Annotated in this window: 21 protein-coding genes; 8 read left to right on the forward strand and 13 right to left on the reverse strand. The window is 66.1% G+C overall.

The window, feature by feature from the left end; genetic code table 11:
* Window positions 1–8 precede the first annotated feature (8 nt).
* Entirely contained in the window at window positions 9–3,464 is a 3,456-nt protein-coding gene (gene smc, locus ACX1NL_RS07700; protein WP_458897796.1) for a chromosome segregation protein SMC, read from the reverse strand.
* Between the two features lie 116 nt (window positions 3,465–3,580).
* Between smc and ACX1NL_RS07705 the strand changes: the two genes are divergently transcribed.
* Window positions 3,581–3,901 carry a helix-turn-helix domain-containing protein gene (locus ACX1NL_RS07705; protein WP_074431994.1) on the forward strand — a complete coding sequence of 107 codons (321 nt, stop codon included), beginning with the start codon at window positions 3,581–3,583 and terminating at the stop codon, window positions 3,899–3,901.
* A gap of 16 nt (window positions 3,902–3,917) precedes the next feature.
* Here ACX1NL_RS07705 and ACX1NL_RS07710 read toward each other — a convergent pair whose 3' ends face one another.
* From ACX1NL_RS07710 to gdhA, 9 genes are read right to left on the reverse strand one after another with little or no spacing between them, the layout of a single operon-like run.
* Window positions 3,918–4,202 carry an acylphosphatase gene (locus tag ACX1NL_RS07710; RefSeq protein WP_239356682.1) on the reverse strand — a complete coding sequence of 95 codons (285 nt, stop codon included), beginning with the start codon at window positions 4,200–4,202 and terminating at the stop codon, window positions 3,918–3,920.
* Between the two features lie 20 nt (window positions 4,203–4,222).
* Complete coding sequence (locus tag ACX1NL_RS07715; RefSeq protein ID WP_034998632.1) at window positions 4,223–6,043, reverse strand: alpha/beta hydrolase family protein; 1,821 nt, start codon at window positions 6,041–6,043, stop codon at window positions 4,223–4,225.
* Window positions 6,044–6,064: 21 nt separating this feature from the next.
* On the reverse strand, window positions 6,065–7,573 hold the full coding sequence (locus tag ACX1NL_RS07720; RefSeq protein ID WP_458897797.1) for an alanine/glycine:cation symporter family protein: 1,509 nt from the start codon (window positions 7,571–7,573) through the stop codon (window positions 6,065–6,067).
* Between the two features lie 53 nt (window positions 7,574–7,626).
* Window positions 7,627–8,133, reverse strand: coding sequence for a flavin reductase family protein (locus tag ACX1NL_RS07725; RefSeq protein WP_239307617.1), 507 nt, complete (start codon window positions 8,131–8,133; stop codon window positions 7,627–7,629).
* Between the two features lie 22 nt (window positions 8,134–8,155).
* Window positions 8,156–8,977: a bifunctional DNA-formamidopyrimidine glycosylase/DNA-(apurinic or apyrimidinic site) lyase gene (gene mutM / locus ACX1NL_RS07730; protein ID WP_269510391.1), complete on the reverse strand. Its 822-nt coding sequence runs from the start codon at window positions 8,975–8,977 to the stop codon at window positions 8,156–8,158.
* Window positions 8,970–9,737, reverse strand: coding sequence for a ribonuclease III (gene rnc / locus ACX1NL_RS07735; protein ID WP_269952453.1), 768 nt, complete (start codon window positions 9,735–9,737; stop codon window positions 8,970–8,972). Before rnc ends, mutM begins: the two co-directional genes overlap by 8 nt.
* On the reverse strand, window positions 9,734–10,270 hold the full coding sequence (locus tag ACX1NL_RS07740; RefSeq protein WP_269952452.1) for a YceD family protein: 537 nt from the start codon (window positions 10,268–10,270) through the stop codon (window positions 9,734–9,736). The genes rnc and ACX1NL_RS07740 overlap by 4 nt, the downstream gene beginning before the upstream one ends.
* A 19-nt stretch (window positions 10,271–10,289) precedes the next feature.
* Window positions 10,290–11,012, reverse strand: coding sequence for a DivIVA domain-containing protein (locus ACX1NL_RS07745; protein ID WP_239307613.1), 723 nt, complete (start codon window positions 11,010–11,012; stop codon window positions 10,290–10,292).
* 26 nt (window positions 11,013–11,038) lie between these two features.
* Window positions 11,039–12,385, reverse strand: coding sequence for an NADP-specific glutamate dehydrogenase (gdhA, locus tag ACX1NL_RS07750; RefSeq protein WP_181888681.1), 1,347 nt, complete (start codon window positions 12,383–12,385; stop codon window positions 11,039–11,041).
* 100 nt (window positions 12,386–12,485) lie between these two features.
* Here gdhA and ACX1NL_RS07755 point away from each other — a divergent pair, with 100 nt between their 5' ends.
* Window positions 12,486–13,613, forward strand: coding sequence for a glycerate kinase family protein (locus ACX1NL_RS07755; protein ID WP_458897798.1), 1,128 nt, complete (start codon window positions 12,486–12,488; stop codon window positions 13,611–13,613).
* On the opposite strand, the gene ACX1NL_RS07760 is transcribed toward ACX1NL_RS07755, so the two are convergent.
* Window positions 13,583–13,972 carry a hypothetical protein gene (locus ACX1NL_RS07760; RefSeq protein WP_181888683.1) on the reverse strand — a complete coding sequence of 130 codons (390 nt, stop codon included), beginning with the start codon at window positions 13,970–13,972 and terminating at the stop codon, window positions 13,583–13,585. The genes ACX1NL_RS07755 and ACX1NL_RS07760 overlap by 31 nt on opposite strands.
* 31 nt (window positions 13,973–14,003) lie before the next feature.
* Between ACX1NL_RS07760 and ACX1NL_RS07765 the strand changes: the two genes are divergently transcribed.
* The 3 genes from ACX1NL_RS07765 to ACX1NL_RS07775 are packed head-to-tail and all read left to right on the forward strand — an operon-like array spanning window position 14,004 to window position 19,031.
* Complete coding sequence (locus tag ACX1NL_RS07765; RefSeq protein ID WP_458897799.1) at window positions 14,004–15,344, forward strand: DUF4921 family protein; 1,341 nt, start codon at window positions 14,004–14,006, stop codon at window positions 15,342–15,344.
* A gap of 3 nt (window positions 15,345–15,347) precedes the next feature.
* Window positions 15,348–16,601, forward strand: a complete 1,254-nt coding sequence (locus ACX1NL_RS07770; RefSeq protein ID WP_458897800.1) for an amidohydrolase — start codon at window positions 15,348–15,350, stop codon at window positions 16,599–16,601.
* A gap of 42 nt (window positions 16,602–16,643) precedes the next feature.
* A complete protein-coding gene (locus tag ACX1NL_RS07775) occupies window positions 16,644–19,031 on the forward strand; it encodes a glycogen/starch/alpha-glucan phosphorylase (RefSeq protein WP_458897801.1) in 2,388 nt (795 codons plus the stop codon).
* On the opposite strand, the gene ACX1NL_RS07780 is transcribed toward ACX1NL_RS07775, so the two are convergent.
* Window positions 19,032–19,490 carry a GNAT family N-acetyltransferase gene (locus ACX1NL_RS07780; RefSeq protein WP_239307607.1) on the reverse strand — a complete coding sequence of 153 codons (459 nt, stop codon included), beginning with the start codon at window positions 19,488–19,490 and terminating at the stop codon, window positions 19,032–19,034. It abuts the gene before it with no gap.
* A 29-nt stretch (window positions 19,491–19,519) separates the two neighbouring features.
* Here ACX1NL_RS07780 and ACX1NL_RS07785 point away from each other — a divergent pair, with 29 nt between their 5' ends.
* From ACX1NL_RS07785 to ACX1NL_RS07795, 3 genes are read left to right on the forward strand one after another with little or no spacing between them, the layout of a single operon-like run.
* Window positions 19,520–21,361 carry a chorismate-binding protein gene (locus ACX1NL_RS07785; RefSeq protein ID WP_458897802.1) on the forward strand — a complete coding sequence of 614 codons (1,842 nt, stop codon included), beginning with the start codon at window positions 19,520–19,522 and terminating at the stop codon, window positions 21,359–21,361.
* Entirely contained in the window at window positions 21,354–22,076 is a 723-nt protein-coding gene (locus ACX1NL_RS07790; protein ID WP_458897803.1) for an aminotransferase class IV, read from the forward strand. Before ACX1NL_RS07785 ends, ACX1NL_RS07790 begins: the two co-directional genes overlap by 8 nt.
* Window positions 22,077–22,086: 10 nt before the next feature.
* On the forward strand, window positions 22,087–22,728 hold the full coding sequence (locus tag ACX1NL_RS07795; protein ID WP_458897804.1) for a hypothetical protein: 642 nt from the start codon (window positions 22,087–22,089) through the stop codon (window positions 22,726–22,728).
* Window positions 22,729–23,390: 662 nt separating this feature from the next.
* On the opposite strand, the gene ACX1NL_RS07800 is transcribed toward ACX1NL_RS07795, so the two are convergent.
* Window positions 23,391–25,817 (reverse strand): excinuclease ABC subunit UvrA, encoded by a 2,427-nt coding sequence (locus tag ACX1NL_RS07800; protein ID WP_458897805.1) that lies wholly within the window; start codon window positions 25,815–25,817, stop codon window positions 23,391–23,393.
* Between the last annotated feature and the right edge of the window lie 5 nt (window positions 25,818–25,822).

Raw genomic sequence — 25,822 nt, forward strand, 5'->3', positions numbered from 1 at the left:
CGCCGACATCACGCGGGCGCAGCCCCCGCGGGCTGCATACGCTGCGAAAGCACGCGGGTGACACCGTCGCCGCGCATGGTCACGCCGTACAGCACGTTCGCGACGTCCATGGTGGGCTTCTGGTGGGTGATCACGATGAGCTGGGAATCCTGTCGCAACTCCTCGAGCAGGGCGATGAGGCGGCGGAGGTTGACGTCGTCAAGTGCTGCCTCGACCTCGTCCAGCACGTAGAACGGGCTTGGGCGTGCGCGGAAGATGGCCACCAGGAAAGCAAGCGCCGTCAGCGACTTCTCGCCGCCAGAGAGCAAGGACAGGCGCTTGACTCGTTTGCCCGGCGGGCGGGCCTCGATCTCGATGCCGGTGGCGAGCATGTCGTCCGGCTCGGTGAGCACGAGGCGCGCCTCGCCGCCCGGGAACAGGGTCTGGAACACGCGCGGGAACTCCGCTTCCACGTCCGCCCAGGCGTCGGTGAACAGCTGCAGGATCTGCGCGTCCACGTCCTCAATCACGTTCGTGAGGTCCTTGCGCGCTTGGATCACGTCGTCGAGCTGCGTGCTCAAAAACGTGTAGCGCTCCTCCAAGGCCTTGAACTCCTCCAGCGCCAGCGGGTTGACCTTGCCCAGCGCGCGCAGGTCCTTCTCCGCCTGCTTGAGACGCTTCTGCACCGCGTCGCGGTCGAAGTCCTCGCCCGGGGTATAGTCCGCGAGCAGGTCGGATACTGCGATGCCCAAGGAGGCGGTGATGTTGGCCTCCGCCTCGTCGATGCGCACCTGCGCCTGCGAGCGCGCGATGTCGGACTGGTGCGCATTGTCCGTCAGCCGCGCGAGCTGCTGGCGGGTGGCGCCCACCTGCTGGCGCGCCTGCTGCACCTTGCCCTGCAGTGAGCTGACCTGCGCGTTCAGCTCGTCACGCTGGGCGGTGGCGCGGGCGAGCGCGTCCTCGATGCGGGCTGCCAGGTCGCGCGCGTGCTTCTCGACGGCACTGGCCAGCTCCCCTTCCGCCCTCCGGCGAGCCATCGCCGCTTCATGGCGGGCCTTCGCCTGCCGCTCCTGCTCCGCCTGCCGGCGCAACGCGTCACCCTTGCCGGCCTCCGCTTCGGCGCGCTGCTGCGCGGTGCGCGAGGCGAGCGTGGCCTCCATTTCCAGCGACTTAGCGTGGTTGAGCGCGTTTCTGGCCTGGTCGCGCTGCTCCGTCGACGGCTCCTCGGGTGACTCAGCCACGTCTGTGTCCACGCGGGTGAGGCGATCGCGTGTCTCCTCCAGCTCGGCCTTGCGCTGCGCCAGGCGCGCGTCCGCGTCGTTCGCCCTTGCTGCCGCGCGCTCGTGCTCTGACTTGTTCGCCTCGGCCTGCTTGACCAGTCGGGCGAGGTCGCGGCGCCAGGATTCCACCTCGGTGTCGTGCTCGCGCAACGCGGCCTTGGCGGAAGCGGCGCTCATGCGGGCCTCGTCGGCGGCGACGGTCGCGCCCTCGAGCGTGCCAGCAAGCTCCTCGAGCAGCTGCTGCGCCTCGGCGAGCTCCGACTTCGCGGCCTCGATGCGGGCGGAGACCTCCACCGTGGACGTCTGCCCGGTGCCGGCGGCGACCCACCCCTCGCCCACCAGCACGCCCGCTGGGGTGACAGCGCGCAGGCGCGGGTCCTGTTCCACCACGCCGCGGGCGGCGACGAGGTCGTCCGCCACCACCACGTCCGCGAGCAGGCGCGTGACCGGGCCAACCACCGTTGGGTCCAGCTCCACGTGGTCGAGCAACCAATCCACCTCGCCGTCGGTGTCCAAGCGCCAGGTCGACCCGCCGCGCGCGTCCACCACCACCGTGCGCGCGGCGGACTCCAGTGCGCCGACCGCGTCGTCGGAGACCTCGCCCGCCAGCGCCTCGGCGTGCTCGCCGAGCGCGGCAGCGAGCGCGCGGTCCAGCCCTGGCTCCACGGTGACCAGGCCGGCAAGGGCGGTGAAGCCTTCCAGCACGTCCTCCGCCGAACGCTTCGGCGCCTGCTCCGCCAGGGTGTCAATGCGCGACTGCAGGGTCGCCACGGCCCGCTCGTGCTCGCGCTGCTTCGCCCGCAGCTGGTCCAGGCGCTTGTCGGCGGCGTCGGATTCGGTGTGGGCGCGGGCGAATGCGTCGTCGAGAGGCGAACGCTCCGAGCTAAAGCCCGCAATGCGCTCCTCGACGGACGCGACCTCCGCATCGGCCTCCCGGGCGCGCTGCTTCGTCTCCGCGAGCGTCTCCTCCAGGCGGCGGACCTCGTCCTCGGCCGCCTCGACCGCCGCTGCCTGGGACTCCTCCTGCGCGATCAGGCGCACAACACCTTCACGACGGTCCGCGATCGCGCGCACCTGCGCCATGTGCTCGCGCTCGGCGGCGTCGAAGGCCTCCTGCCGCTCGGCAACTTCCTCGCGGATGGTCTCGAGCTTCTCCGCGGCCTCTTCGGCGGCTTCGAGGGCCTCGGCGTAGCGCTCGTCGGCAAGCGAAGCCCTCGCCTCCAGGTCCTCCGGATCTTGGCCCGCGTAGGGTGCGAACGAGTTGGAACTGCGGGCGCGCTCCGAAGCAATGCGCTGGGTGGCGCTGACGCGCTCAGCCAGCGTGGACAGCGCGAACCACAACTGCTGCGCCTCCTGCGCCTGCGGCTGCAGCTCCTGCTGGCGGGCTTCCACGGCCTCCTGCTCCTCCACCGCGGTCTCTAGCGTGGCGGTGACGGTTTCCACCTGCTCCGCCAGCATCTCGGCGGCGCGCTCGGCGTCGGCGTACTTCGCGCGCAGCCGCACCACCTGGTCACCGGCGAGCTTAAGCTTCGCGTCGCGCAACTCCGCCTGCACCGCAGCACCCCGTTTGGCGGCCTCGGCCTGGCGGGCCAAGGGTTTGAGCTGCTTGCCCAGCTCATCGGTGAGGTCGGTGAGGCGGTCCAGGTTCGCCTGCATGCCCGTGAGTTTGCGCTGCGCCTTCTCCTTACGGCGGCGGTGCTTGAGCACACCCGCAGCCTCCTCGATGAACGCGCGGCGCTCCTCGGGGCGCGAATCCAGAATCTCGGAGAGCTTGCCCTGGCCGACGATGATGTGCATCTCGCGGCCGATGCCGGAGTCGGACAACAGCTCCTGGATGTCCATCAGGCGCGCCTTCGAGCCGTTGATCTCGTATTCCGAGGCGCCGTCGCGGAACATACGGCGGGTAATGGCCACATCGGTGTAGTCGATGGGCAGGCGTTTGTCCGTGTTGTCGAAGGTGAGGGTGACCTCCGCGCGCCCCAGCGGTTTGCGGCCGCCTGCGCCGGCGAAGATGACGTCTTCCATCTTCCCGCCGCGCAGATTCTTCGCGCCTTGCTCGCCCATCACCCACGCGAGTGCATCCACCACGTTGGACTTGCCGGAGCCGTTCGGCCCCACCACCGCGCAGATGCCGGGCTCGAATTTCATCGTCGTCGCCGACGCGAAGGACTTGAATCCTTTGAGCGTCAGCGATTTCAGGTGCATTGGGGCAGTGTAACCCAGCGTGCGCGACGCCAGGCAAGGGAACAAGGAAAGCCCAGTGGACGTGGTCCAAGACTCCCGTAATATCTGCTATAACCGATATTAGAGGGGATGCTGCAATGAGCTACGCGGATAACAATTCCAAAGAAATAGATTTTGGGAGCCACTTGAAGGACCCCGGATTCGCGGGAGCTTTTGAGGATGCCTCCGCCCGGTCCACTCTCGTAGAAACACTGCGTCAGCTCAGGAAAGCGTCCGGCCAGACCCAACGTCAAGTTGCGGACGCCATGGGCACCACTCAGTCTGCGATTTCAGATCTGGAACGGGGTGAATCAGACCCGCAACTGTCGACCGTGCAGCGCTATGCGCGAGCAGTCGGGGCGAAGATCCGTTTCACCGTGGATTCACCTGACTACGCTACGTCCCCGGACTCCCCCTAGTCGTCAAACAGTGAGCTCATCGCTCCTCAAACCCTTCCGCGCCCTTCGGCTCCCCGAACTGCGCCTGGACGTGCTCCACATTTCCCGGGCGCTTCGCAGTCGAAGGCTGCTCTTCAAGAAGGGCTTTGAGCTTCTCGACGGCACCTTCGGCCCCCTCCGCAACCACCTCAACCCTGCCGTCTGAAAGGTTCTTCGCGTATCCGGCCAATCCCAGCTCTAGGGCGCGGGAGCGGGTCCACCAGCGAAACCCCACCCCCTGGACGTTGCCGCGGACATGGGCGGTCATGCGTGTTGTTGTCATGCCACCCAAGCGTAGCGGGGTTAGCGTACCTTCGGACTAAGTCTTTTCTCTTCCGCGTAGCGAATCGCTTTCCGCACCGTGGCGAGCTTCCGATCTGTGTCCTTGAGTCCCGGCGCATTTTTGTCGCTGAACCGTTCAAGCTTTGACCGTTGACGAATAAGGTCACGCTCCAGTTCAGTCCACACGTGCCACACTGATTCATCACACGGCATTCTCCATGTGTCTCGCAGAATCAGCCGGGACAACTGAATGTGGATTACTCCCTCGAATTCCTCGGCGGTGCTCCCTGCGGTCATCATTCCCACTGCAATAGTCCCCGACCCAGCAGACACAAGTGCTCCTGCGGTGAGAAGGCCTCCCACCATGCCACCGGGGCCGAAGGATGCCAATGCACTTGTAACGGCCGCTGCCCCAGCCAGTCCTGGTGCAGCTGGCAGTAAAAGTCCTCCTGAGGCAACTACAGCAAGCGCACCAGCTCCCAGCAATCCCCACTTCATAAGCCGCGTTTTACCAGCCAACGCCTTGGAAGCTTCTTCAAGTGCGTCGAACGCGTCCTCCCCCTGCTGCGGAGTCAGCGCCATCTCCGCCGCAAGCTGCCTCATAGCCGAGATACGCACTGATTCTTTAACCTCCACCTCATATGGAGAGAGAGGATTTTGAAGGGCAAGTGTGATGAGATCCTTCGCCGCTTGGTCGCGGTCCGGGAACAAGTGCACCACCGGAGTGCTGAGGTTATCGGGGTCACAAACCTCATTCGTCTGCAGGACAGAAAGACCGCCAGGTATGGCACGTCGTTCCATTGTGCGTTTAGCAATGAGGTCGTTAATCACCTGAAACTGCGTATCAGAGAGCGCTCCACCGAATCGCTCTTTTGTGTCACCCTTCAGGTTTTCCCGGATCAGGTGCGACAAACGTAGACCCGCAAGAACTAGCTTTTCCTCGTGGTCCATCTGAACATCCACGCCTGTTTCAATCACCGCGAGCTCAGCCGATTGCGCTCCGAATAGAGCATATCCAACTGCTTTACCTACGAGCTCTTCTTCCAGATACTCATGTGCAGAGTGTGCAAAGTACGGATTAACTGGTGTGGACACACGGAGATCCAGCAACCACGGCACAACTGACGAAGCTCCGCGCAGAGCAGCAACGGGATCCCAGTGACTCCAGAAGTTAATCCACCATGCGAGATTGGACGGCGGTTCTTTGAGGTTGGTCTCAAGCTTGCTCAAATCAAAGTTGCCCTGCGCTAGAGGGCTCCCGATAGTGACCATGCCTGCAATTTTGAGGTTGTGCGGTATGCGGGGCAGCAAGTCAGCCGCGATCACGCTGCCCAGGCTGTGTCCGATAAGCACAATTGACCCATCGGCCGGCAACTGCCGGATAACCCGGTTAAGCACATCGCGCCGAACTTTGTCATCGTTCATGTAGTTGCTGGCTTCTCGGAACTTATTGAACCTGAAGGCCGCTGCTGCAGCCATCTCCGCAGCGGTTGCTAGGGGTTTGGGTCCGAGAGCATCTGTGTCGGCGAGGCGACGCTCCATCGCAGCCATGCGCGAATCGAACTCGGATCTTTTCTGGCGACGCTCCGAGGACGACTGTTTCGTCTGCGTAATTGGGGGAATCGGGGCGTCGATTTTGTCTGGGTCGCCGTTGAGTTTCTGAAGGAGATCAGCGTAGGAGGGCTCGACGATACTGACGTCTTCCAACCCCGGGTACCCCGCAGCGTGAAGCCCTCGGGCAAGCCCTTCCTTCCATTTTGCAGAGGAAGGCGCCTCTGGCCCCTTGCTGTTCACGCCGTGCAGATAGACCAGCGTGGGAGTAGTTTTCTCAGGCCGATTCATGGTACCTGAGTTTACAACTGACTAACGCCCGTCGTAGCTCTCGCTGATGGTGATGCGGTCCTCTTCGCTGCGGCGGGTCACCGGGTCGGAGCCGTCCCAGTACTCCACGTTCTTCAGCTCCGGCAGCATCTCGCGGTGGAACACCGGGTCGATGCCCTTGCGGCGCTGGTCGTTGAAGTTCTTCAGCAGCTTCAGCGCTACGCCGCCGAGCGGGACGATGGCGACGATGTTGAAGATGGCAAGCATTCCGGCCATGGTGTCGCCGAGCGCCCACACCAGTGGGACGGAGCCGAACGCGCCGAAGATGACAAAGCCGATGACCACCAGGCGGAACACCGTCATCGCGGTCTTCGAGTCGGTGAGGTACTGCAGGTTCGCCTGCGCGAGGTAGTAGTTGCCGATCACGGAGGAGAACGCAAGGAAGAACAGGATGAACGTGATGGCGTGAGCGCCCCAAGCGCCGACGGAGTCAGCCAGCGCGGACTGGGTCAACGACGCGCCCTGGATGTCGTCGCGGCCGTAGGTCACGGCCGGGCCGAGCAGCACCACGAACGCGGTGATGGAGCAGACCAGCAGGGTGTCGAAGTAGACGCCGAGGGTCTGCACGAGGCCCTGCTTGACGGGGTGGGACACCGTTGCGGTGGCGGCGGCGTTCGGGGCGGAGCCCATACCAGCCTCATTGGAGAACAGGCCGCGGCGCATACCCTGCATGAATGCGGCACCAACACCGGCCCCGACAACCTGCTCGAGGCCCAAAGCGTGGCCGACGATCATCTCGACCATGCCCGGGATCTCGCGCCAGTTGATCACCAGCACGGCCAGGCCGATGAGGATGTAGGCGCCGGCCATAAACGGCACGATGACCTGGGTCCAGGAGGCGATGCGGGTCACGCCGCCGAAGATGACCAGTGCGGTCAGCACAGCAATCACGCCGGCGACAACACCCTTGAGCGCGACGGAGTCGGTGCCCAGGGAGCCGCCGACTGCCTCGACGATGGAGTTGGTCTGGATGGCGTTGTAGACGAAGCCGTAGGTGACGGCCAAGAACGCGGAGAAGATCACGGCCAGCGGCTTCCAGCCCAGGCCGCGCGTCATGTAGTAGGCCGGCCCGCCGTGGTAGTTGCCCTCGGCGTCCTTGGTCTTCCACAGCTGTGCAAGGGTGGACTCCACGAACGCGGTGGCGCCGCCGAGCAGCGCGAGCATCCACATCCAGAACACCGAGCCCGGCCCGCCGATGGAGATTGCCAGCGCCACGCCGGCGATGTTGCCGGTCCCCACACGCGAGGCGGCGGAGATGGTGAAGGCCTTGAATGCGGACAGGCCGCCGTACTCTTCATCGAGGTCGCGCCCCTCGCGGTCCTTGCCCTTCGGGGTTTCGGCGACCGCCTTGAGCATCTCCGGGAACAGGCGGATTTGAACGAACAGTGTGCGCACGCCGAAGTAGACGCCGGCGAGGACGAGGAACACGGGGACGACGTTCCAGACCACGCCGTTGAGAGTGTCCTCGACGAATGAGGTAGCGGTTTCCATGGCGGGCAGTGTATCGCCAGGTTGCCCACATCACACAACGACGGGTCTTTGAGCTACCCCTCCACCTCCGGTGTGCACACCTCACCAGGCTGAATCGCGCCGTGGGTGCCAAACTCGCGTTGCCAGTACAGCAGCGGGCAGTTGGTGTTGACGTCGGCGGCGGCGACGTCGACAAGCACGAGCACATGGTCGCCCGCCTCAATCCGCTGCGCCACACTCCCGGCCACCCAGGTGTGGTTGCCGGCCAGCTGCGGCGCGCCGTCCGCCATCTGCCACTCCACCCCCGCGAAGCGGTCCACCCCCTTCGAGGCGAAGCGCCGCGCGAGCAGGTTCTGCTCGGTGGAGAGCACATTAATGCCTATCGACGCACCTTCGGACAACAACGCCAACAGCGATGACCTCTTGTCCAGAGACACCAGCACCATCGGCGGATCCAGCGACAGGGACATAAACGCGCTGACGGTGGTGCCGTGCGGGTCTGTCGCGGAACCGGTGGTCACGATTGCCACCGCGGCAGCCAGCTGGCTCATTGCGTCTTTGAATGCTGACTGATCAACCATGTCGCACCACCGTACTCGCGCGCTAGCGCACCTGGCAGACCGGGCAGAAGTAACTGGAGCGCCCGCCGACCGTCACGCGCTCGATCGGGGTGCCGCAGCGCGCGCAGGGTGTGCCCGCCTGCCCGTAGGCGTTGAGCGAGCGGGAGAAGTACCCGGACGCGCCGTTGACGTTGACGTACAGCGAGTCGAAGCTGGTGCCGCCTTGCTCCAGCGAGCGGGCCATCACCTCGCGCGAGGCGTCCAGCACGGCCTCCGCGTCGCGCTGGCGCATGGTCTTCGCGCTGCGCCAGGGTTTCAGGCGCGCGGCCCACATAGCCTCGTCGGCGTAGATGGAGCCGATGCCGCTGACCACCTCCTGGTTCAGCAGCACATTCTTCAGCGGCGATCTTCTACGCCGCATCGCGCGGGCGGTCTCGCGCAGGTCGAAGTCATCCTCAAACGGGTCGGGAGCGATGTGCAGCGCGGGCTGCGGGACACCGCCCACAAGCTGCGTGTACTGCCAAAACCCAAAGGTGCGCTGGTCCACAAAATCCAGCTCCACCTCCCCCATGTCGGCGCGGATGCGCAGGTGCGGAGAGGTCACGGTGCCATGCTTTGCGACGAGCATCTGCCCGCTCATGCGCAAATGCACGAGGAGTGCTGCGCCGTCGCTGAGCGTGAACCACATGTACTTGCCGCGCCGGCCAGTGCCGGTAATTGTCAACCCCGGCAAGGTTTGCGTCAGGTCCACGGTGTTGCCGCGGGCGGCGCGGGGGTGCAGCACCTCCACCCGCTGGAAGGTGCGGCCGACCACGTGCTGGTCCAGCCCGCGTCGCACCACCTCAACCTCGGGCAGCTCAGGCATTGCCGCGCACGGCCTCCGCTGCGTGGTCGCGCAGGTACAGCACCGCCTGGTGGGCCGCCTCCTGCTCCGCCAGCTTCTTGTTCGGGCCGGTGCCGGTGCCGCGGGAAACGCCGCCCACCAGCGCCTGCGCGGTGAACGTCTGGTTGTGCTCGGGGCCGGACGCTTCGGAGACGTACTCGGCCACCGGCAGCTTCAGCTCGGCAAGGCGCACCTGCAGGTCGGTCTTCCAGTCGTGGTGCTTCTTGTTCACGGTGGCGGTGCGGAGCTTCTCGTCGAAAAGCTTGAGAATCACATCGCGCGCCGGCTCGAAGCCGTGCTGCAAGTAGATCGCGCCGAAGATGGCCTCGGTGGTGTCCGCGAGGATCGACTCCTTCTCGCGGCCACCGGTGAGTTCCTCGCCTTTGCCGATGAGTACGTGCTTGCCCAGGTCGATCTCCCGGGCGATGTCGGCCAGGCCGTAGCGCGAGACGATGGCGGCGCGCATCGGCGACAGGTCGGACTCCGGGCGCGACGGGTACAGCTCGAACAGCTTGGTGGCCACGGACAAGCCCAGCACGGCGTCGCCGACGAACTCTAAGCGCTCGTTGTTGGGCAGGTGCCCGTGCTCGTTGGCGAACGAGCGGTGCGTCAGCGCAAGCTTCAGGCTGTCGCGCTCGATGTCCACGCCGAGGTGCGCAATAAGCGGGGCGTGGTCGACGGCGTCAAACGTCTGCTCCCACAGCTCGTCCGCGTTGCCTTTGTTCTTCTTCGAGCGGCTCACAGGAACTTCTCCAGGTCGGCCCAGCGCGGGTCGACCAGGTTGTTCTCCTCGCCCTCGACCGCGTCCGGGGCGGGCACGTCAGTGTCGCCCTCGCACTCCGGCTGGCAGGTGGGGTTGAACGGCCAGTTCATGCCGGCCTCGTCCACGAACGCCTGCTCCAAGTCCACGGTGCCGTCGACAACCTTGCGGATCTCGTCGCCGGAGCCCTGGTCCTCTTCTTCCTCACTGTCGCCGGTGATGAAGTCATCGGAGGCGGAAAACACCTCGGAAATGCGCAGCGTCTCGGTCGGGGTGAGCTCCTTTAAGCAGCGCACGCACTGCCCTTCAAGCTGCGCGGTCGCGGTGGCATCCACCATCACGCCGGAGCCCAGCGGGATCAGCGTCGCCTCAACTTCAACCTCGCGCCCTGCCGGGATGGCAATCATCTCGGGGCCGATGCGCGACGGGGACGGGCCTGTCTGTGTCACCGTCTCTGGGGTGCCGTCGCCGCCGAGGACGTCGCTGACATCGAATACGAAAGGATTGGTAGACATAACGGCAACAGACTACCCGTTAGTAGTCGTCGCGTCGGCCGCGAACCGCAGCACCAGCGGCGCCGGCGCCGCGGCGCAGCGCGGAGCGGTCGGAGGAGACGGTCTGCAGCACGTTTCGCAGCCCCTCCTCAAACTCGGCGAGCTTGGAATCGACGTAGTCGTCGCACTCCGAGCGCAGGCGGTTGGACTCTGCGGTCGCCTCATCCACCAGGCGGTGCGCCTCCTCGTCGGCGCGGCGCATGACCTCGGACTCGGAGATGAGGCGCTCCTGCTCCGCCAGGCCCTTGTCCACGGTGCGCTGGTACTCCGCGTTGCCGGACTCGACGATGTTGTCGGCCTCGCGCTGCGCGTTGTTCACGGTCATCTCGGCCACGTTCTGCGCCTGGGTGACCATCATGTTGGACTCTTCCTCCGCGTCGGTGACCAGGTTGGTCGCGCGCGCCTGCGCGTCGGAGAGCATCGACTCGGACTCGGAGTGCGCGTCGGAGACGATGCGGCGGGCATCCTCCTCTGCATCGCCGACGAGCATGTCGGCGCGGTCCTGCGCCCCGCGCAGGATCTCGTCCTGCTTGTCCAGCACGTCCTGCGCGTCGTCCAAGTCGACGGGCAGGGCGTTGCGGAGGTCGTCGAGAAGCCCAAGCATCTCGTTGCGGGGAACCATGCAATTGGAGGTCATGGGCACGCCGTAGGCCTGCTCCAGGGTCTGAACTAGCTCATCCAGGGCTTCAAAAACGCGGTACATGGTGCCTAAGCGTACCCGCTGAAACGTTAAATCACGCCCTGGGCGAGCATCGCGTCGGCAACCTTTTTAAAACCGGCGATATTTGCGCCGATGACGTAGTCGCCTGCGTGGTCGTATTCCTCTGCGGTGTCCTTGGCCACCGTGAAGATGTTGGACATGATCTGGTGCAGGCGGTCGTCCGTGTAGTCGAAGGACCAGGAGTCGCGCGAGGCGTTCTGCTGCATCTCCAGCGCGGAGGTGGCCACACCGCCGGCGTTGGCGGCCTTGCCCGGGCCGAAGCAGACGCCGCGCTCGCGGAATACCTCCACCGCTTCGGCGGTGGACGGCATGTTCGCGCCCTCCGCGACGTAACGCACACCGTTGTCAACGAGGGTGCGCGCATGGTCGCCGTTGAGCTCGTTCTGCGTCGCGCACGGCAGCGCCACGTCCGCCTTCAGGTCCCAGATGGAGCCGTCGCTGTGGAAGGTCGCGCCGGTGGCCTCCTCCACGTACTCGGACACGCGCCCGCGGCGCTTCTCCTTGATCTCCTGGACGAGCTCGATGTCCACGCCGTTCGGGGTTTCCACCCAGCCGGAGGAATCGGAGAAGCCAACCACAGTTGCGCCGAGCTCCTGCGCCTTCTTCATCGCGTAGATCGCCACATTGCCGGAGCCGGAGACGATCACCTTCGCGCCGTCGATGGAGTCACCGTTCGCCTTCATCATCTCGTTGGTGAAGTAGACGCTGCCGTAACCGGTGGCCTCCTTGCGCACCAGAGAGCCGCCCCAGGTCAGCCCCTTGCCGGTGAGCACGCCGGACTCGTGCTGGTCCACCAGGCGGCGGTACTGGCCGAACAGGTAGCCGATCTCGCGGGCGCCCACGCCGATGTCGCCGGCGGGCACGTCACGGTACTCGCCGATGTGGCGCCACAGTTCCGTCATGAAGGACTGGCAAAAGCGCATGATCTCCCCGTCGGAGCGGCCCTTCGGGTCGAAGTCGGAACCGCCCTTGCCGCCGCCGATGGGCAGGCCGGTCAGGGAGTTTTTGAAGATCTGCTCGAAGCCGAGGAATTTGATGATGCCCAGGTTCACGCTCGGGTGGAAGCGCAGCCCGCCCTTGTACGGGCCGAGCGCGGAGTTGAACTGGACACGGAAGCCGCGGTTGACGCGCACATTGTTGTCGTCGTCCAGCCAGGGCACGCGGAAGATGATCTGGCGCTCCGGCTCGCAGAGGCGCTCGATCAGGCCGTAGTCCGCGTAGTGCGGGTCCTTGCCCAGCACGATCTTCAGCGAATCCAGCACTTCGGCAACCGCCTGGTGGAACTCCGGCTCGCCCGCGTTGCGCTCCAGCAGTTTCTGGTAGTAGCCGGCAACTTCTTGGTCAATCGCGCTCATTGGGCGTGGCCTCCGATATCTATAGCTATGCAGAATTGTGTACCGGACAAACTTTACAACACCATTCGGCCCCGCGTGGCCGGTAGCTAAACTCTCCCCCATGGTTTCTCCCCTCGACGCAGTTCCGTCGCCCAAAATCGTTGTCGCGCCGGACTCCTTCAAATCCACCGCAACCGCCGCCGAGGCCGCCGAATGGCTCGCCGAAGGTGTGCGTTCCGTCATCCGCGACGCGCAGATCGTGCTCACCCCCATGGCCGATGGCGGCGAAGGCACCTCGTCGTTGTTCGAGGGCGAGCGCATTTGCTTGCCGACGACTACCGCGGCCGGCCGCCTCACCGAAGCGGAGTACACCTTCCACGCCCCGAGCAAGACCGCCTACATCGACGTCGCCGCGGCCTCCGGCCTGCCCGCGGTGGACGAGCCGGTGCCGCTGACCGGCGACACGTACGGCACCGGCGTGCTCATCGCGGACGCCGAGACCCGCGGCGCCGAGCGCATCGTGCTGGGGCTCGGCGGCACCGCAACGATCGACGGCGGCACCGGCATCCTCGTCGCCCTGGGCGTCAACCCCTTGGACCAGGCCGGCTACCAGCTCAAGCCCGGCGGCGGGGCGCTGGAGCAGCTGGCAAACTTCGACACCGCGAAGGTCAATGTGCCCGCCGGCGCGGTGGAGTGGGTTCTGTTGACCGACACCACCGCGCCCGCCACCGGCCCCCAGGGCGCGGCCCACGTGTTCGGCCCGCAGAAGGGCGCAACGGAAGAAGGCATCGAGGTGCTCGACCGGGGCCTGGCGCGTTTGTGCGAGGTTGCGGACGTGGACCCGGCAACTCCGAGCCTGGGCGCTGCGGGAGGCGTGGGCATCGGTATCACGTGGCTGTCCACAATGCTCCACGGGGACGCCTCCCACGTGCACATCCTGCCCGGCGCGCGCGTGGTGGCGGATTCCAACGGGCTGGCGGAGCAGGTCGAGGGCGCGGCCCTGGTGATCACCGGCGAGGGCCGCTTCGACGGACAGACCGGCACCGGCAAGGTCGCCTCCGTCGTCGGCGAGCTAGCCCGCGGGGCCGGTGCGGCGTTCGCGGTGGCCGCAGGAAGCTTTGACGAGGAGCCGGGCGAGGGCACCATCGCGGTGACGCTGGCGGAGACTGACGACGTGCGCGAGCAGCTCACCCAGGCCGGCGCGGAGATTGCCGTAGCCTACCTCAACACTTCCACGGTCCAGGGGTAGATCGAGGGCGACTCGAAGCGGTCCTGGTCCTCCAACATCACTGGGTCGTTCGGCAGGTCCACCTTCGGGGTGAGGATGCGCGACAGGCCCATGGCCAGGCGGTTGAGGCTGTCCGCCCCTTCGGGTGTGATGCTGTAGCGGAACACCTCGGCCTCCGCGGGATCTTCGCCCCGGTCCCGCTCGTAGGTTTCGGCCAGCTGGGCGCGCACGGAGTCGTCGATTAGCACCTGCTCCATCTCCACCGTGCCCGCGGTGAGCATCTCCCGGTTCACGAGGATGTCGAGCGCGCGTTGGAAGACCTCTTTGACCTCGTCGGCGACAGTCGGCGGGACGAGGACGTCGAATTGGATCACAGACATGCGTGTAAGGCTAACCGGTATGGTTGCGTGCATGTCCAACCCCGCCGTGAACCCAGCTCACTCGTACCACGTTGCACTGCGGACCATGGCGGACGGGACGCTCAAGCAGGTCAATCCCTTCTCCGGCACGGAGGTGTGGACGGTGCCGGGGCGCGGCAACCGGCCCCTGGCCGCAGCTGGCGCCCCGCCGGAGCCGCTTGCACCCGGCGCGCACACGGACACCTGCAATTTCTGCGAAGCGCGCAAGCTGCGCACCCCGCCCGAGAAGTCGCGGCTCATCGCCGACGGCGACGGGTTTGCCATCCTGCGCGACGCCATGCCCGACGAGTTGGACAACACGGTCGCGGAATTTCGGCGGGTGCCCAACCTGTTCGAGATTGTCTCTTACGACTACTGGCAGAAGAACTACGGCTACGAGATGCCCACGGCGCGCCGCGTCCACATGGAGCGCTACCTGGCGGATCCCGCCGGGCGCGAGCATGTGCTGGCAACCGTGCGCACGCGCCTGGCTGCGGCGGGCCAGGACCCGGACAGGCCCGACGAAGAGCTGCTCGAGCTTGCCCCGGCGTACTTCGGCGGCGGGCACGACGTGATCATCGGCCGGCGCCACTACCAGGACGGTGCTACGCGCACCAACCAGCTCGCCGGCTCCGGGTCGCTGACCCCGGAGGAGCACTACCGCTTCATCGCGTTCACCGTTGATTCGCTGCGCGACTTGGTGGAGCAGCACACCTACGCCCGCTACGTGGTGGTGTTCCAAAACTGGCTCTCGCCCGCCGGCGCGTCGTTCGAGCACCTGCACAAGCAGCTGGTGGCCATCGACGAGCGCGGCGTCAACGCCGAAACTGAAACGGCGAAGCTGCGCCAGAATCTGAACCTGTACAACGACTGGGGTGTCAACCACGCGTTCTACCAAAACCTGGTGATCGCGGAGAACGACCACGCCATCCTCACCGCCGGCGTGGGCCACCGCTACCCCACCATGACGGTGTACTCGAAGTCGCGCGCCAGCGAGCCGTGGGAGCACACGGACGAAGAGGTTCGCGCGGTGTCTGACCTTTTGCACGCGGCGCACGCCGCCACCGGCGGGCAGGTGGCCACCAACGAGGAATGGCACTACCGCCCCGTGGACCTGGACGTGCCCATGCCGTGGCGCATCAACCTGAAATGGCGCATCTCCACCCTCGCCGGCTTCGAGGGCGGCACGCAGATTTACGTGAACACGCTCTCGCCGTTTGACATGCGCGACCGCGCCACCGCGGCACTTCGCACATTGCGTAGCGACGGCCACGTGTCTGCGTCGTTGCGCATCGCCGAGGAATGCACCCCGGCACCGAACCTTTTGCGATATAACCCAAATTTGGAGAGATGAAATTTGAGTAATATTTCCGAGATTTTGCGCTCCTACTCCGTCGACGAGGTGTGGCAGCGCCGCCTCTACGAGCTACTGCACGCCAACCCGGAGCTGTCCATGCAGGAGGAGGAGACCTACAGCCGCCTGATGATGGAGCTGTCGCGGTTCAACTGCGAGGTCATCGCCCCCATCGGCAAGTTCGGCATCTGCGCCGTCTTCGAAAACGGCGAGGGCCCGACCGTGATGCACCGCGCGGACTTCGACGGCCTGCCGGTAACAGAGCAGACGGGCGCGCCGTACGCCTCCCACAAGGTGGCCAAAACCGACGACGGGCAGACCGTGGGCACCATGCACGCCTGCGGCCACGACATCCACACCACCGCACTGCTCAGCATGTGCGACTTTTTGGACAACACCCGCGAGCACTGGTCCGGCACGTTCATCGCCCTGTTCCAGCCCGGCGAGGAGATCGGCGCCGGCGCCCAGGACATGGCCGACGGCGGCCTGACCGAGAAGGTGCCCGCCCCCGACGTGGTCTTCGGCCAGCACGTCATGCCGGGCCGCGCCGGCGAAGTGATGTCCAAGCCGGGCCCGCAGTTTGCGGCCTGCGACTCCATCCGCATCAAGATCCCGGGCCGCGCTGCCCACGGTTCAATGCCGCACAACGCCATCGACCCCACCTACACCGCGGCGATGATCATCGCCCGCCTCCAGGCGGTCGTTGGCCGCGAGGTGGACCCGGCGGACTTCGCCGTGGTCACCGTGGCCAGCATGCACGCCGGCACCACCAACAACATCATCCCGGGCGAGGCCGAACTGGTGCTCAACTGCCGCTTCTACTCCGACCGGGTCAAGGCAAAGGTGTACTCCGCCATCAAGCGCGTGGTCCACGCCGAGGTGCTGGCCTCCGGCTCGCTGGACCAGGCCATGATCTCCTTTTTCGCCCACGGCGAGCTTTTGGACAACGACGAGGAAGTCTTCGCTCGCGTGCGCGAGCAGTTCGACGGCGTCTTCGGCGACGCCTCCGTCACCGCCGACCCGAAGACCGTCTCGGAGGACTTCCCCGTCATCGGCCAGGCCTACGGCGCGCCGTACTTCTTCTGGCTTGTCGGCTGCACGCCCCACGACGTGTGGGACAAGGCCGTGGAGGAAGACCGCGTCGGCGAGGACGTGCCGGTCAACCACATGTCCACCTTCCTGCCGGAGTACGAGCCCACCATCGACGCCTCCACCCGCGCGGGCCTGACCGCGGCGCTGACCTACCTAGCTAAGTAGCTCACCTGCACGTCTGCGACCACGCCGGTACGCTCGGGGCACATGACTGCCACCACGCCACCACCATTCGAGCAGACCGTCGAGGGCCACGTCCGCAGCTTCTCCGGCCGCGCGCCGCAGGACTCCACGGTGAAGAAGTTCTGGACGGGCCTTTCGGCCGCCACCGTCGAGCAGATCGCCGACAACTGGGCGAAAACCCGCAACACCTACAAGACCACCCGCCGTGCCTCGTACTTTTCTGCGGAATTCCTGGAAGGTCGGGCGTTGCTGAATAACCTGACCAACCTTGGGCTCGTCGATAAGGCGAAGGCTATCGCCGAGGAGAATGGCTTCGAGCTTTCGGACGTCCTGGAGGCTGAGCACGACGCCGCCCTCGGCAACGGCGGCCTGGGACGCTTGGCCGCCTGCTTCCTCGATTCCGCCGCCGAGCAGGACTTCCCGCTGACCGGCTACGGCCTGCTGTACCGCTACGGCCTGTTCCGCCAGGAGTTCGAGGACGGCTTCCAGCGCGAGCACCCGGACGCGTGGAAGGAGTCGTTCTACCCCTTCATCATCCGCCGCGGCTCTGAGCAGCGCACTGTGAAGTTCGACGACATGCACGTGCGCGCCATCCCCTACGACATGCCGATCACCGGCTACGGCACGGACAACGTGGGCACGCTGCGCCTGTGGGACGCCTCCCCGATCGCCGAGTTCGACTACGACGCGTTCAACTCCCAGCGCTTCGCCGACGCGATCCTCGAGCGCGAGGCCGTCCACGACATCACCCGCGTGCTCTACCCCAACGACTCCACCTACGCTGGCAAGCTTCTGCGCGTGCGCCAGCAGTACTTCTTCTGCTCCGCATCGCTGCAAGAGCTTATCGACGACTACCGCGCCGCCCACGGCGACGACCTGCGCGACTTCCACAAGTACAACTCCATCCAGCTCAACGACACCCACCCGGTGCTGGGCATCCCCGAGCTGATGCGCCTGCTCATGGACGAGCACGGCCTGGGCTGGGACGACGCCTGGGAGGTGACCACCCACACGTTCGCCTACACCAACCACACGGTGCTGCAGGAGGCGCTGGAGACGTGGGAGGAGTCCATCTTCAAGCAGCTGTTCTGGCGCATCTGGGAGATCGTGGAGGAGATCGACCGCCGCTACCGCCTGGACATGGAGGCCCGCGGCGTGGACGCGGAGACGGCCCACCACTACTCCCCGGTGCACGACGGGCGTGTGCACATGGCGTGGATCGCCTGCTACGCCTCCTACTCCGTCAACGGTGTGGCGGCGCTGCACACCGAAATCATCAAACGCGACACCCTCGGTTTCTGGCACGGCCTGTACCCGGAGCGCTTCAACAACAAGACCAACGGTGTCACCCCGCGCCGCTGGCTGCGCATGTGCAACCCGCGCCTGTCCGAGCTTTTGGACCGCCTCTCCGGCTCCGACGCATGGGTCACCGACCTGGACAAGCTCAAGGAACTCCGCCCGCTTATCGACGACCCAAAGGTGCTCAACGAACTCCGCGACATCAAGTCGGCGAACAAGCGCGACTTCGCGGAGTGGATCGCCGCCCGCCAGGGCGTGGAGATCGACCCGGACTCCATCTTTGATACGCAGATCAAGCGCCTGCACGAGTACAAGCGCCAGCTGATGAACGCGCTGTACATCCTGGATTTGTACTTCCGCATCACGGTCGACGGCGAGCGCGACATTCCTAAGCGCACCTTCATCTTCGGCGCGAAGGCCGCCCCGGGCTACGTCACGGCCAAGGGCATTATCAAACTCATCAACACCATCGCGGAGCTGGTGAACAACGACCCGGAGGCCTCGAAGTACATCCACGTGGTGTTTGTGGAGAACTACAACGTCTCGCCTGCAGAGCAGATCATCCCGGCCACCGATGTGTCCGAGCAGATCTCCACCGCCGGCAAGGAAGCGTCCGGCACGTCGAACATGAAGTTCATGATGAACGGCGCGCTCACCCTGGGCACCATGGACGGCGCGAACGTGGAGATCGTCGATGCTGTCGGCGAGGACAACGCCTACATCTTCGGCGCCCGCGAGGAGGAGCTGCCGGAGCTGAAGGCGCACTACAACCCGCGCCAGGTGGCCGAGCAGACCCCGGGGCTCATGCGCGCCCTCGACGCGCTCGTCGACGGCACCTTGGACGACCGCGGCACCGGCGCCTTCCACGACATCCGCGCCTCGCTGCTGGACGACAACGGCTACGGCGAGCAGGACGTCTACTACGTGCTCGGCGATTTCGCCGCCTACCGCGAGGCCCGCGACCGCATGGCCGCCGACTACTACGCCGACCCGGACGAGTGGGCCCGCAAGTGCTGGATCAACATCTGCGAGTCCGGCCGCTTCTCCTCCGACCGCACGATCCGCGACTACGCCGAGGACGTGTGGAAGATCGAGCCCACCCCGATCAACTAGCTAGCCGCGCACCATGCGCTTCAAGGTGACGCCGTCGCCCGCGTGGTACGTTTCCTCGCCGTCGAAGGCGAAGCCCTGCTTGGTGTAGAAGGCCTGGGCGCGCTCGTTGAAGTCCGCCACCCACAAGAACGCGGGCTCGCCTGGGCGCACGACCGCGTCCAGGAGTTGCTCGGATATGCCGTTTCCGGCCGCCTCCTCGAGCAGGTAGAGGTTGCACAGCTCAGTGCGCTCGCCGGGCACGCCGTAGGCCATGCCCACAGCCTCGCCGTCCACCTCCGCAAGGAAGACGCGGCCGTCGGGGGCGTCGAAGTACTCGGCCCACTTGAGCTCCAGGGGTTCGAAGTTGTCCAGCACCTCGTCGGCGATGCGTCCGCGGAACGCTTGTGCGCGGGAGCGGTTGTGCACGGCGGCGACAGTGGCGGCGTCTTCGGCGCGAGCTGGCCGGATTGTGGCGTCCATGCAGTTAAACGCTATACGATCTCGGCACAATGATTCTGCTCGTCGACAATTACGACTCATATACATTCAACCTCGCCCACCTCATTGCTGAGGCCGCCGGCCGCGAGCCCCTGGTGGTCCCCGCGGGCGAGGCCGGCGACCTTCCGCAGCGGGTGCGCGCCGGCGAGTTCAGCCACGTGGTCATCTCCCCCGGCCCCGGCACACCTGAGCGCGAGGAGGACTTCGGCGCTGCCCGGCGCGTCATCGAGGCAGCCGCGGACGCCGGCGTCCCGCTGCTCGGCGTGTGCCTCGGCCACCAGGGGTTGGCCATGCTCGCCGGTGCCAGCGTCACCCGCGCGCCCGAGCCGCGTCACGGGTTCGTCTCCACCGTCACCCATTCCGGCGAGGGCATCTTCGCTGGCATCCCGCAGGGCTTCGAGGTGGTGCGCTACCACTCCTTGCACGTCGAAGAGGTACCCGGCATCACCGTGCACGCCCGCAGCGAGGACGGCGTGATCCAGGCGCTCAAGGTCGACGGGCTGAATCACTGGGGCGTGCAATTCCACCCGGAATCCGTGCTCACGCAGCACGGCGCGGCGATCATGCGCAACTTCCTCGGCGGCTGGCGCGTCATGCACCGCGAGGTGCCCGGCGCGCTCGACTGCCAGCGCGTGTTCAACGCGATCTCGCGAGACGGCAACGACGCGTTCTTCCTCGACTCCGCCGATGCGCGCGGGCGTTTCTCCATCCTCGGCGACACCGCGGGTGCGCTCTCGCGCTCCATTCGCTATTCGCTTGGCGACGGCAACGTGCTCGACATCCTCGACACCGAGCTATCCACCCCGGTTTTCGACGCACCCGACCTGCCGTTTACCGGCGGGTGGATCGGGTACCTGGGCTACGAGTGCGCCGAGCTGACCCTGCCGATCACGCTGCGCCACCGCTCGCCCTACCCGGATGCGTACTTCGTGCGCCCGCAGTCGTTCATCGTCTACGACCACAAGGCCGAAACCGCGCACCTCTGCGCCCTGGCCGGCGACGGCGCCGACGGCTTGCTCGACCGGCTTGCACAGGCGCTTGCGGGGGCGGGCACCGCCGGAGGTGCGTCGATAGGCGAAGGCTCCTGGAGCAACCCGGACTACCTCGCCAGCATTGAAAAAGCGCAGGAGTTGCTGCGCGCGGGCGAGAGCTACGAGGTGTGCCTGACCGACACCTACACCACGCACGCGACCGGCGATATCTATGCTGCGCTGCGCGAACACAACCCGGCGCCGTACGCGGCGCACCTGCTTTTCGACGGCGTCGAGGTCGCCAGCGCCTCACCCGAGCGCTTCCTCACCGTGCGCGGCCGTAACGTGGAGGCGAAACCGATCAAGGGCACCATCGCCGCCGACGAGGACCCCGCCTTGCTTGACGACGCGAAAACCCGCGCCGAAAACCTCATGATCGCCGACCTGCTCCGCAACGACCTCTCGCGCATCTGCGAGCCCGGCACCGTGCGCGTGCCTGGGTTGATGCAGGTGGAGAGCTACGCCACCGTGCACCAGCTGGTCTCCACCATCACGGGCCGCCTGCGCGAGGGCCGCACCGCCGTCGACGCCGTGCGCGCGACGTTCCCGCCCGGCTCCATGACCGGCGCGCCGAAGCTACGCACCTGCGAAATCATCGACCGGCTGGAGACTTCCCCGCGCGGCGTCTACTCCGGCGCGCTGGGCTACTTCGGCTTCGACGGCCAGGCCGACCTGTCGGTGGTAATCCGCACCGCTGTGCGCGCAGGCGACACCGTAACGGTGGGCGCCGGCGGCGCGATCGTGCTCGCTTCCGACGCCGAGGCCGAGCTCGCCGAGCGCAACCTCAAGGCCAAGTCCGTGCTGGGGGCGTGGGATGCGTAGGTACGCCTGGCACGGCTCGTTCATCCCGCGCGATGTCCCCGACGGGCCCCTCGACGTCGCCGACTCCTGGCGCCACTCATCCGGCCGCACCAACGGCCTCGACCTGCACCTTCAGCGTTTTTCGCGTGCTGCTGGCCCGCTGCCGGCCGGCTTCGTCGATAAGCTCATGCCACTGCTGTCCGAGGGCGAACTGTTTCCCCGCATCGCCCTGTCGCAGGGGCTTTTGCTTCTCGACGTCCGCTCCGCCCCTCCCCCGCGCCCCACCACTGCACTGACATATGCGCAGGCCCCTGACCCGCGTACCCAGCCCAAGGTGAAAGGCCCCGACTTCGCCGCGTTCCGCGCGCACCGTTCGCGGTACCAGCTGGCAGGGACCGACGACACAGTGATCGCGGATAAGCACGGCGCAATGTTGGAGACCACCACCGGCGCGCTGGTGATGTGGGACGGCGACACCCTGTGCGTCCCAGAAGGCGTGTGGCTGCCGAGCGTGACTTTGCACCAGGTGGCTGCGCGGGCGGCTCAGCTCGGCGTGTCTGTTAAGCGGCGTCGGCTCAAACCCGAACTCGCCGCTGAGCACCCGCTGTGGTTCCTCAACTCCCTGCACGGCATCAGCCCGGTCAGCGAGTTGCACGTCGGCGACACCGTGATCACTCCGCCGGTGCACCCCTCTTTCGACGAGTGGCGCGACTGGTGGTGGGGCGGGTTTATGTAACCTCGGCCGCATGAGCAGCCAACTGCCACCCGCAATCACCCTTGACCAGTACCTCGCCGACGCCGAACCCGCCCCGATTCCCGACCTGACATGGGACGAGGCACAGTCGATCCTGGCCGAATCCGACGACGTGGAAACCCAAGTCACCGTCGTTCACGCGCTCGCCCGCAACCACATCAACTCACGCAGCATCAGTGGCAAGGAAGCAAACGCGGTGTTCGCCGATTCGCCGTTGGCGCGGTGGACGGCAATGACGCTGAGCAGCTACGACGCAGCGCACTACTCACCGTTGGATTTGTACAGGTTCGTTGAGGCGGCGGAGGCTCCGTCGGAAAGCGATGAGCTCCTCGCCATGCACCACTGGGCCACCGCGGTGCTGTTCCACGAGGCGCTCGACGACCCTGACGAAGCGATCGCGGCCTGCCGTGCATTTCTTGAACTTAGCGACGGGCGCAATTGGACGCGGCCCGACATCGCAATTGCGGGCATCGTGCTCGACGCCGCGGTGGAAAATCCCGACGGCCCAATCGGTCCACTTGGTGCCGAAACCATGCAGCGTTGGGAGGAGCGCCTCACCCGCGCGATCGAGGCGGTCGACCCGGACTACGCCTACACCGAAAATCAGCTGCTTCGAAATTGGCAAGACAGGTAGCGGTGATCCGATAACGTACTTCGTTTGACTATGCATCTGCATAGTAGATCCGATCCCGCGCGACTATGCAGCTGCATAGTGAATCCAAGCTCGCGGCACTATGCAGCCGCATAGTGGACCACCGCCCAAAGGACTATGCCGCTGCATAGTCACTACTACTTGGACGGTATCTCCGCGACTATGCCGTCTCAAAGTGGCCGACCCCTCCCGACTATGCAGCTGCATAGTGAATTCCGACCAGCGAGACTATGCCGCTGCATAGTCGACGAAGCTGAGTAGAACGTTTCTGAGGCGGGCTGGCTATCGCAGAAACTATGCAGCTGCATAGTGACCAGGCCCCCCAGGACTATGCCACTGCATAGTCAACGACCGTGCCGGGACTATGCCGCTGCATAGCGGGACCGGGCAGCAAGACTATGCCGTCGCATAGTGGAATCGGCCAGCACGACTATGCAGCTGCATAGCGATTCAAACCGCTTGCCCCCTCGGTTTTGTACGAATTTACATGCGGCAAACCTTATAAGCTTCTGACCTGCACCTTTAAATCTGAACGACCGTACCAATTGTCAACTTTTGCAAAGTTCGTTTGCTGGTCACTCTAACGCAACTTAGAAAACAGGGGCTCCGCGACTATGCCGCTGCATAGCCCCACCAACGGCGACCTACGCCGAACGCTCGGCCAGCACCTTCCCGGTTGCAGTTTCAGACTTCGCCAGCTCGGCGGGGGTGCCGGTAGCCACAACCTGACCACCCTCGGCGCCGGCACCGGGGCCCATTTCGATCACGCGATCGGCTTGCGCGATCACGGACAGGTCGTGTTCGACCACGACCACGGTTTGGCCCGCGTCGACCAGGCTGTTGAGCTCCTTGACCAACAGCGCCACGTCGGCGGGGTGAAGGCCGGTGGTGGGCTCGTCCAGCAGGTACACGGTGTGGCCCCGGCGCGAGTTGCGGGAGCGCTGCAGCTCGGTGGCCAGCTTGATGCGCTGCGCCTCGCCGCCGGAAAGCTCCGGCGCGCCCTGGCCCAGGCGCAGGTAGCCCAGCCCCACCGCCTGCAAGGTTTCCACCGCGCGCAGGATTTTCGGTTCGTCGGCGAATACGTCCGCGGCTTCGTCGACAGTCAGCTCCAGCACCTGCGCGATGGTGAGCCCATCCCAGGTCACCTCGAGGGTCTCGTCGTTGTAGCGCGCGCCGCCGCAGTCCGGGCAGGTGGTGTACGAGCCTGGCAGGAACACCAGCTCCACCTCGATCTTGCCGGCGCCGCCGCAGGTCGGGCACTGCCCCTGCTTCACGTTGTAAGAAAACCGCGACACGGTCCACTTGCGCCGCTTCGCCTCGTCGGTGCCGGCGAACAGTTTGCGCACGCCGTCGAACAGCCCGGTGTAGGTCGCCAGCGTCGAGCGCGGGGTGCGCCCGATGGGCTTCTGGGTGATCTGCACGACTCGGCTCACTGCGTCGAAGCCTTCTTGCCTATCGACGGTCCATCCGGCCTCCCCCGCCCCCGCATCACCCGCAGAGTCGTCCTCTTCCTCCACAACGGTGGACGCGGCGTCGCGGAGCACACCTGCGAGGACGGTGCTGACCAAGGTGGACTTGCCGGAGCCGGACACACCGGCCACCGCGGTGAACTGGCCCATCCCGAAGGAAACGTCCAGCCCCTCAATCGAGCGGGCCGACACGCCGGAAAGGCGCAGTTCGCCGGTGGCGGACCGTGGGGCGTCGTTAGGCGAAAGTGTCCGGTTCGCCAGCGCCTTCGCTGTGGGCGCGTCGCCGGTGTAGTCGCTGGTGGGGCCGGAGTAGACAACCTCACCGCCGCGCTCGCCGGCGAGCGGGCCGACGTCCACGAGCCAGTCGGTTTGGGCGACGAGTTCCATGTCGTGTTCGACCAGCAGGACCGAGTTGCCGGCGTCGATGAAGCGGCGGCAGATGTCCAGCACCGCGCCGCGCTCGGCGGGGTGCAGGCCGGCGGACGGCTCGTCCAGCACGTACGCCACGCCGAACAGGCCCGAGCGCAGCTGGGCGGATAGGCGGATGCGCTGCAGCTCGCCGGCGGACAGGGTTGGCGCGGGGCGGTCCAGGCTCAGGTGCGCCAGGCCCAGGTCGAGCGCGGATTGCAGCGCGGGCAGGATCTGCTTCAGCAGCAGGTCCTCGGCCGAACCCTCGGTCGGCTCCTGCGCTGCCAGCACCTCGTGGACCTGGTCGAGCGGCAGGGCGCCGAGCTCGTCGATAGGCATCCCCGCGTAGGTGACCTTGAGCGCCTCCGGGTTGAGGCGGCGGCCGTGGCAGGTCTCGCACACGCGCGACTCCATGTAGGACAGCACGCGTTTGCGCAGGGTGTCGGACTGGGTCTCGGCGAGCGTGTTGGTCAGATACGACGCCACGGAGCGCCACGTGCCCTTGTAGTTGCGCTGGATCTGGTCCTCGCCGCGCAGCGGCTTGACGGTGACCACGGGGCGCTCCTCGGTGAACAGGATCCACTCGCGGTCTTCCTTGGGCAGGTCCTGCCAGGGCGAGTCCAGGTCGTAGCCGAGCGTGGCCAGGATGTCGTGGAAGTTTTTGCCGGCCCACGCGCCCGGCCAGGCCTGGATCGCGCCATCCTCGATGGACAGCATCGGGTCCGGCACCATCGATGCTTCGGTGGGCTCGTGCACCACGCCGGTGCCCTGGCACGTCGGGCACATGCCCTCGGGCGTGTTCGGGGAGAACGAGTCGGAGTACAGCCCCTTCGGGTTGTCGCCCGCGCGCGAGTACAACAGCCGGATGCTGTTGGACAGCGCGGAGACGGTGCCCACGGTCGAGCGCGCGCCTCCGCCGGAGGTGGACTGCTCCAGCGCCACCGTCGGCGGCAGGCCCTCCACGGAACCGACCTGCGGGTCCACCGCCGAGCCAATCAGGCGGCGGGCGAACGGCGCCACCGATTCGAGGTAGCGCCGCTGGCCCTCGCCGTGGATGGTGCCGAAGGCGAGCGAGGACTTGCCGGAGCCGGACACCCCGGTCACCGCGACGAGCGTGCCGCGCGGGATGTCCACATCCACGTTGCGGAGGTTGTGCAGGTGGGCGTCGCGAACTTCAATTCCGGTTTCAGGCATGCCCA

It is taken from the genome of Corynebacterium sp. CQ3829_602738, assembly GCF_054478435.1.

What these genes read in the sequence shown, in the direction of transcription:
- smc (WP_458897796.1), bottom strand. Translation starts at nt 3,464, where the DNA reads ATGCACCTGAAATCGCTGACGCTCAAAGGATTCAAGTCCTTCGCGTCG.
- ACX1NL_RS07705 (WP_074431994.1), top strand. Translation starts at nt 3,581, where the DNA reads ATGAGCTACGCGGATAACAATTCCAAAGAAATAGATTTTGGGAGCCAC.
- ACX1NL_RS07710 (WP_239356682.1), bottom strand. Translation starts at nt 4,202, where the DNA reads ATGACAACAACACGCATGACCGCCCATGTCCGCGGCAACGTCCAGGGG.
- ACX1NL_RS07715 (WP_034998632.1), bottom strand. Translation starts at nt 6,043, where the DNA reads ATGAATCGGCCTGAGAAAACTACTCCCACGCTGGTCTATCTGCACGGC.
- ACX1NL_RS07720 (WP_458897797.1), bottom strand. Translation starts at nt 7,573, where the DNA reads ATGGAAACCGCTACCTCATTCGTCGAGGACACTCTCAACGGCGTGGTC.
- ACX1NL_RS07725 (WP_239307617.1), bottom strand. Translation starts at nt 8,133, where the DNA reads ATGGTTGATCAGTCAGCATTCAAAGACGCAATGAGCCAGCTGGCTGCC.
- mutM (WP_269510391.1), bottom strand. Translation starts at nt 8,977, where the DNA reads ATGCCTGAGCTGCCCGAGGTTGAGGTGGTGCGACGCGGGCTGGACCAG.
- ACX1NL_RS07740 (WP_269952452.1), bottom strand. Translation starts at nt 10,270, where the DNA reads ATGTCTACCAATCCTTTCGTATTCGATGTCAGCGACGTCCTCGGCGGC.
- ACX1NL_RS07745 (WP_239307613.1), bottom strand. Translation starts at nt 11,012, where the DNA reads ATGTACCGCGTTTTTGAAGCCCTGGATGAGCTAGTTCAGACCCTGGAG.
- gdhA (WP_181888681.1), bottom strand. Translation starts at nt 12,385, where the DNA reads ATGAGCGCGATTGACCAAGAAGTTGCCGGCTACTACCAGAAACTGCTG.
- ACX1NL_RS07755 (WP_458897798.1), top strand. Translation starts at nt 12,486, where the DNA reads ATGGTTTCTCCCCTCGACGCAGTTCCGTCGCCCAAAATCGTTGTCGCG.
- ACX1NL_RS07760 (WP_181888683.1), bottom strand. Translation starts at nt 13,972, where the DNA reads ATGTCTGTGATCCAATTCGACGTCCTCGTCCCGCCGACTGTCGCCGAC.
- ACX1NL_RS07765 (WP_458897799.1), top strand. Translation starts at nt 14,004, where the DNA reads ATGTCCAACCCCGCCGTGAACCCAGCTCACTCGTACCACGTTGCACTG.
- ACX1NL_RS07775 (WP_458897801.1), top strand. Translation starts at nt 16,644, where the DNA reads ATGACTGCCACCACGCCACCACCATTCGAGCAGACCGTCGAGGGCCAC.
- ACX1NL_RS07780 (WP_239307607.1), bottom strand. Translation starts at nt 19,490, where the DNA reads ATGGACGCCACAATCCGGCCAGCTCGCGCCGAAGACGCCGCCACTGTC.
- ACX1NL_RS07785 (WP_458897802.1), top strand. Translation starts at nt 19,520, where the DNA reads ATGATTCTGCTCGTCGACAATTACGACTCATATACATTCAACCTCGCC.
- ACX1NL_RS07790 (WP_458897803.1), top strand. Translation starts at nt 21,354, where the DNA reads ATGCGTAGGTACGCCTGGCACGGCTCGTTCATCCCGCGCGATGTCCCC.
- ACX1NL_RS07795 (WP_458897804.1), top strand. Translation starts at nt 22,087, where the DNA reads ATGAGCAGCCAACTGCCACCCGCAATCACCCTTGACCAGTACCTCGCC.
- ACX1NL_RS07800 (WP_458897805.1), bottom strand. Translation starts at nt 25,817, where the DNA reads ATGCCTGAAACCGGAATTGAAGTTCGCGACGCCCACCTGCACAACCTC.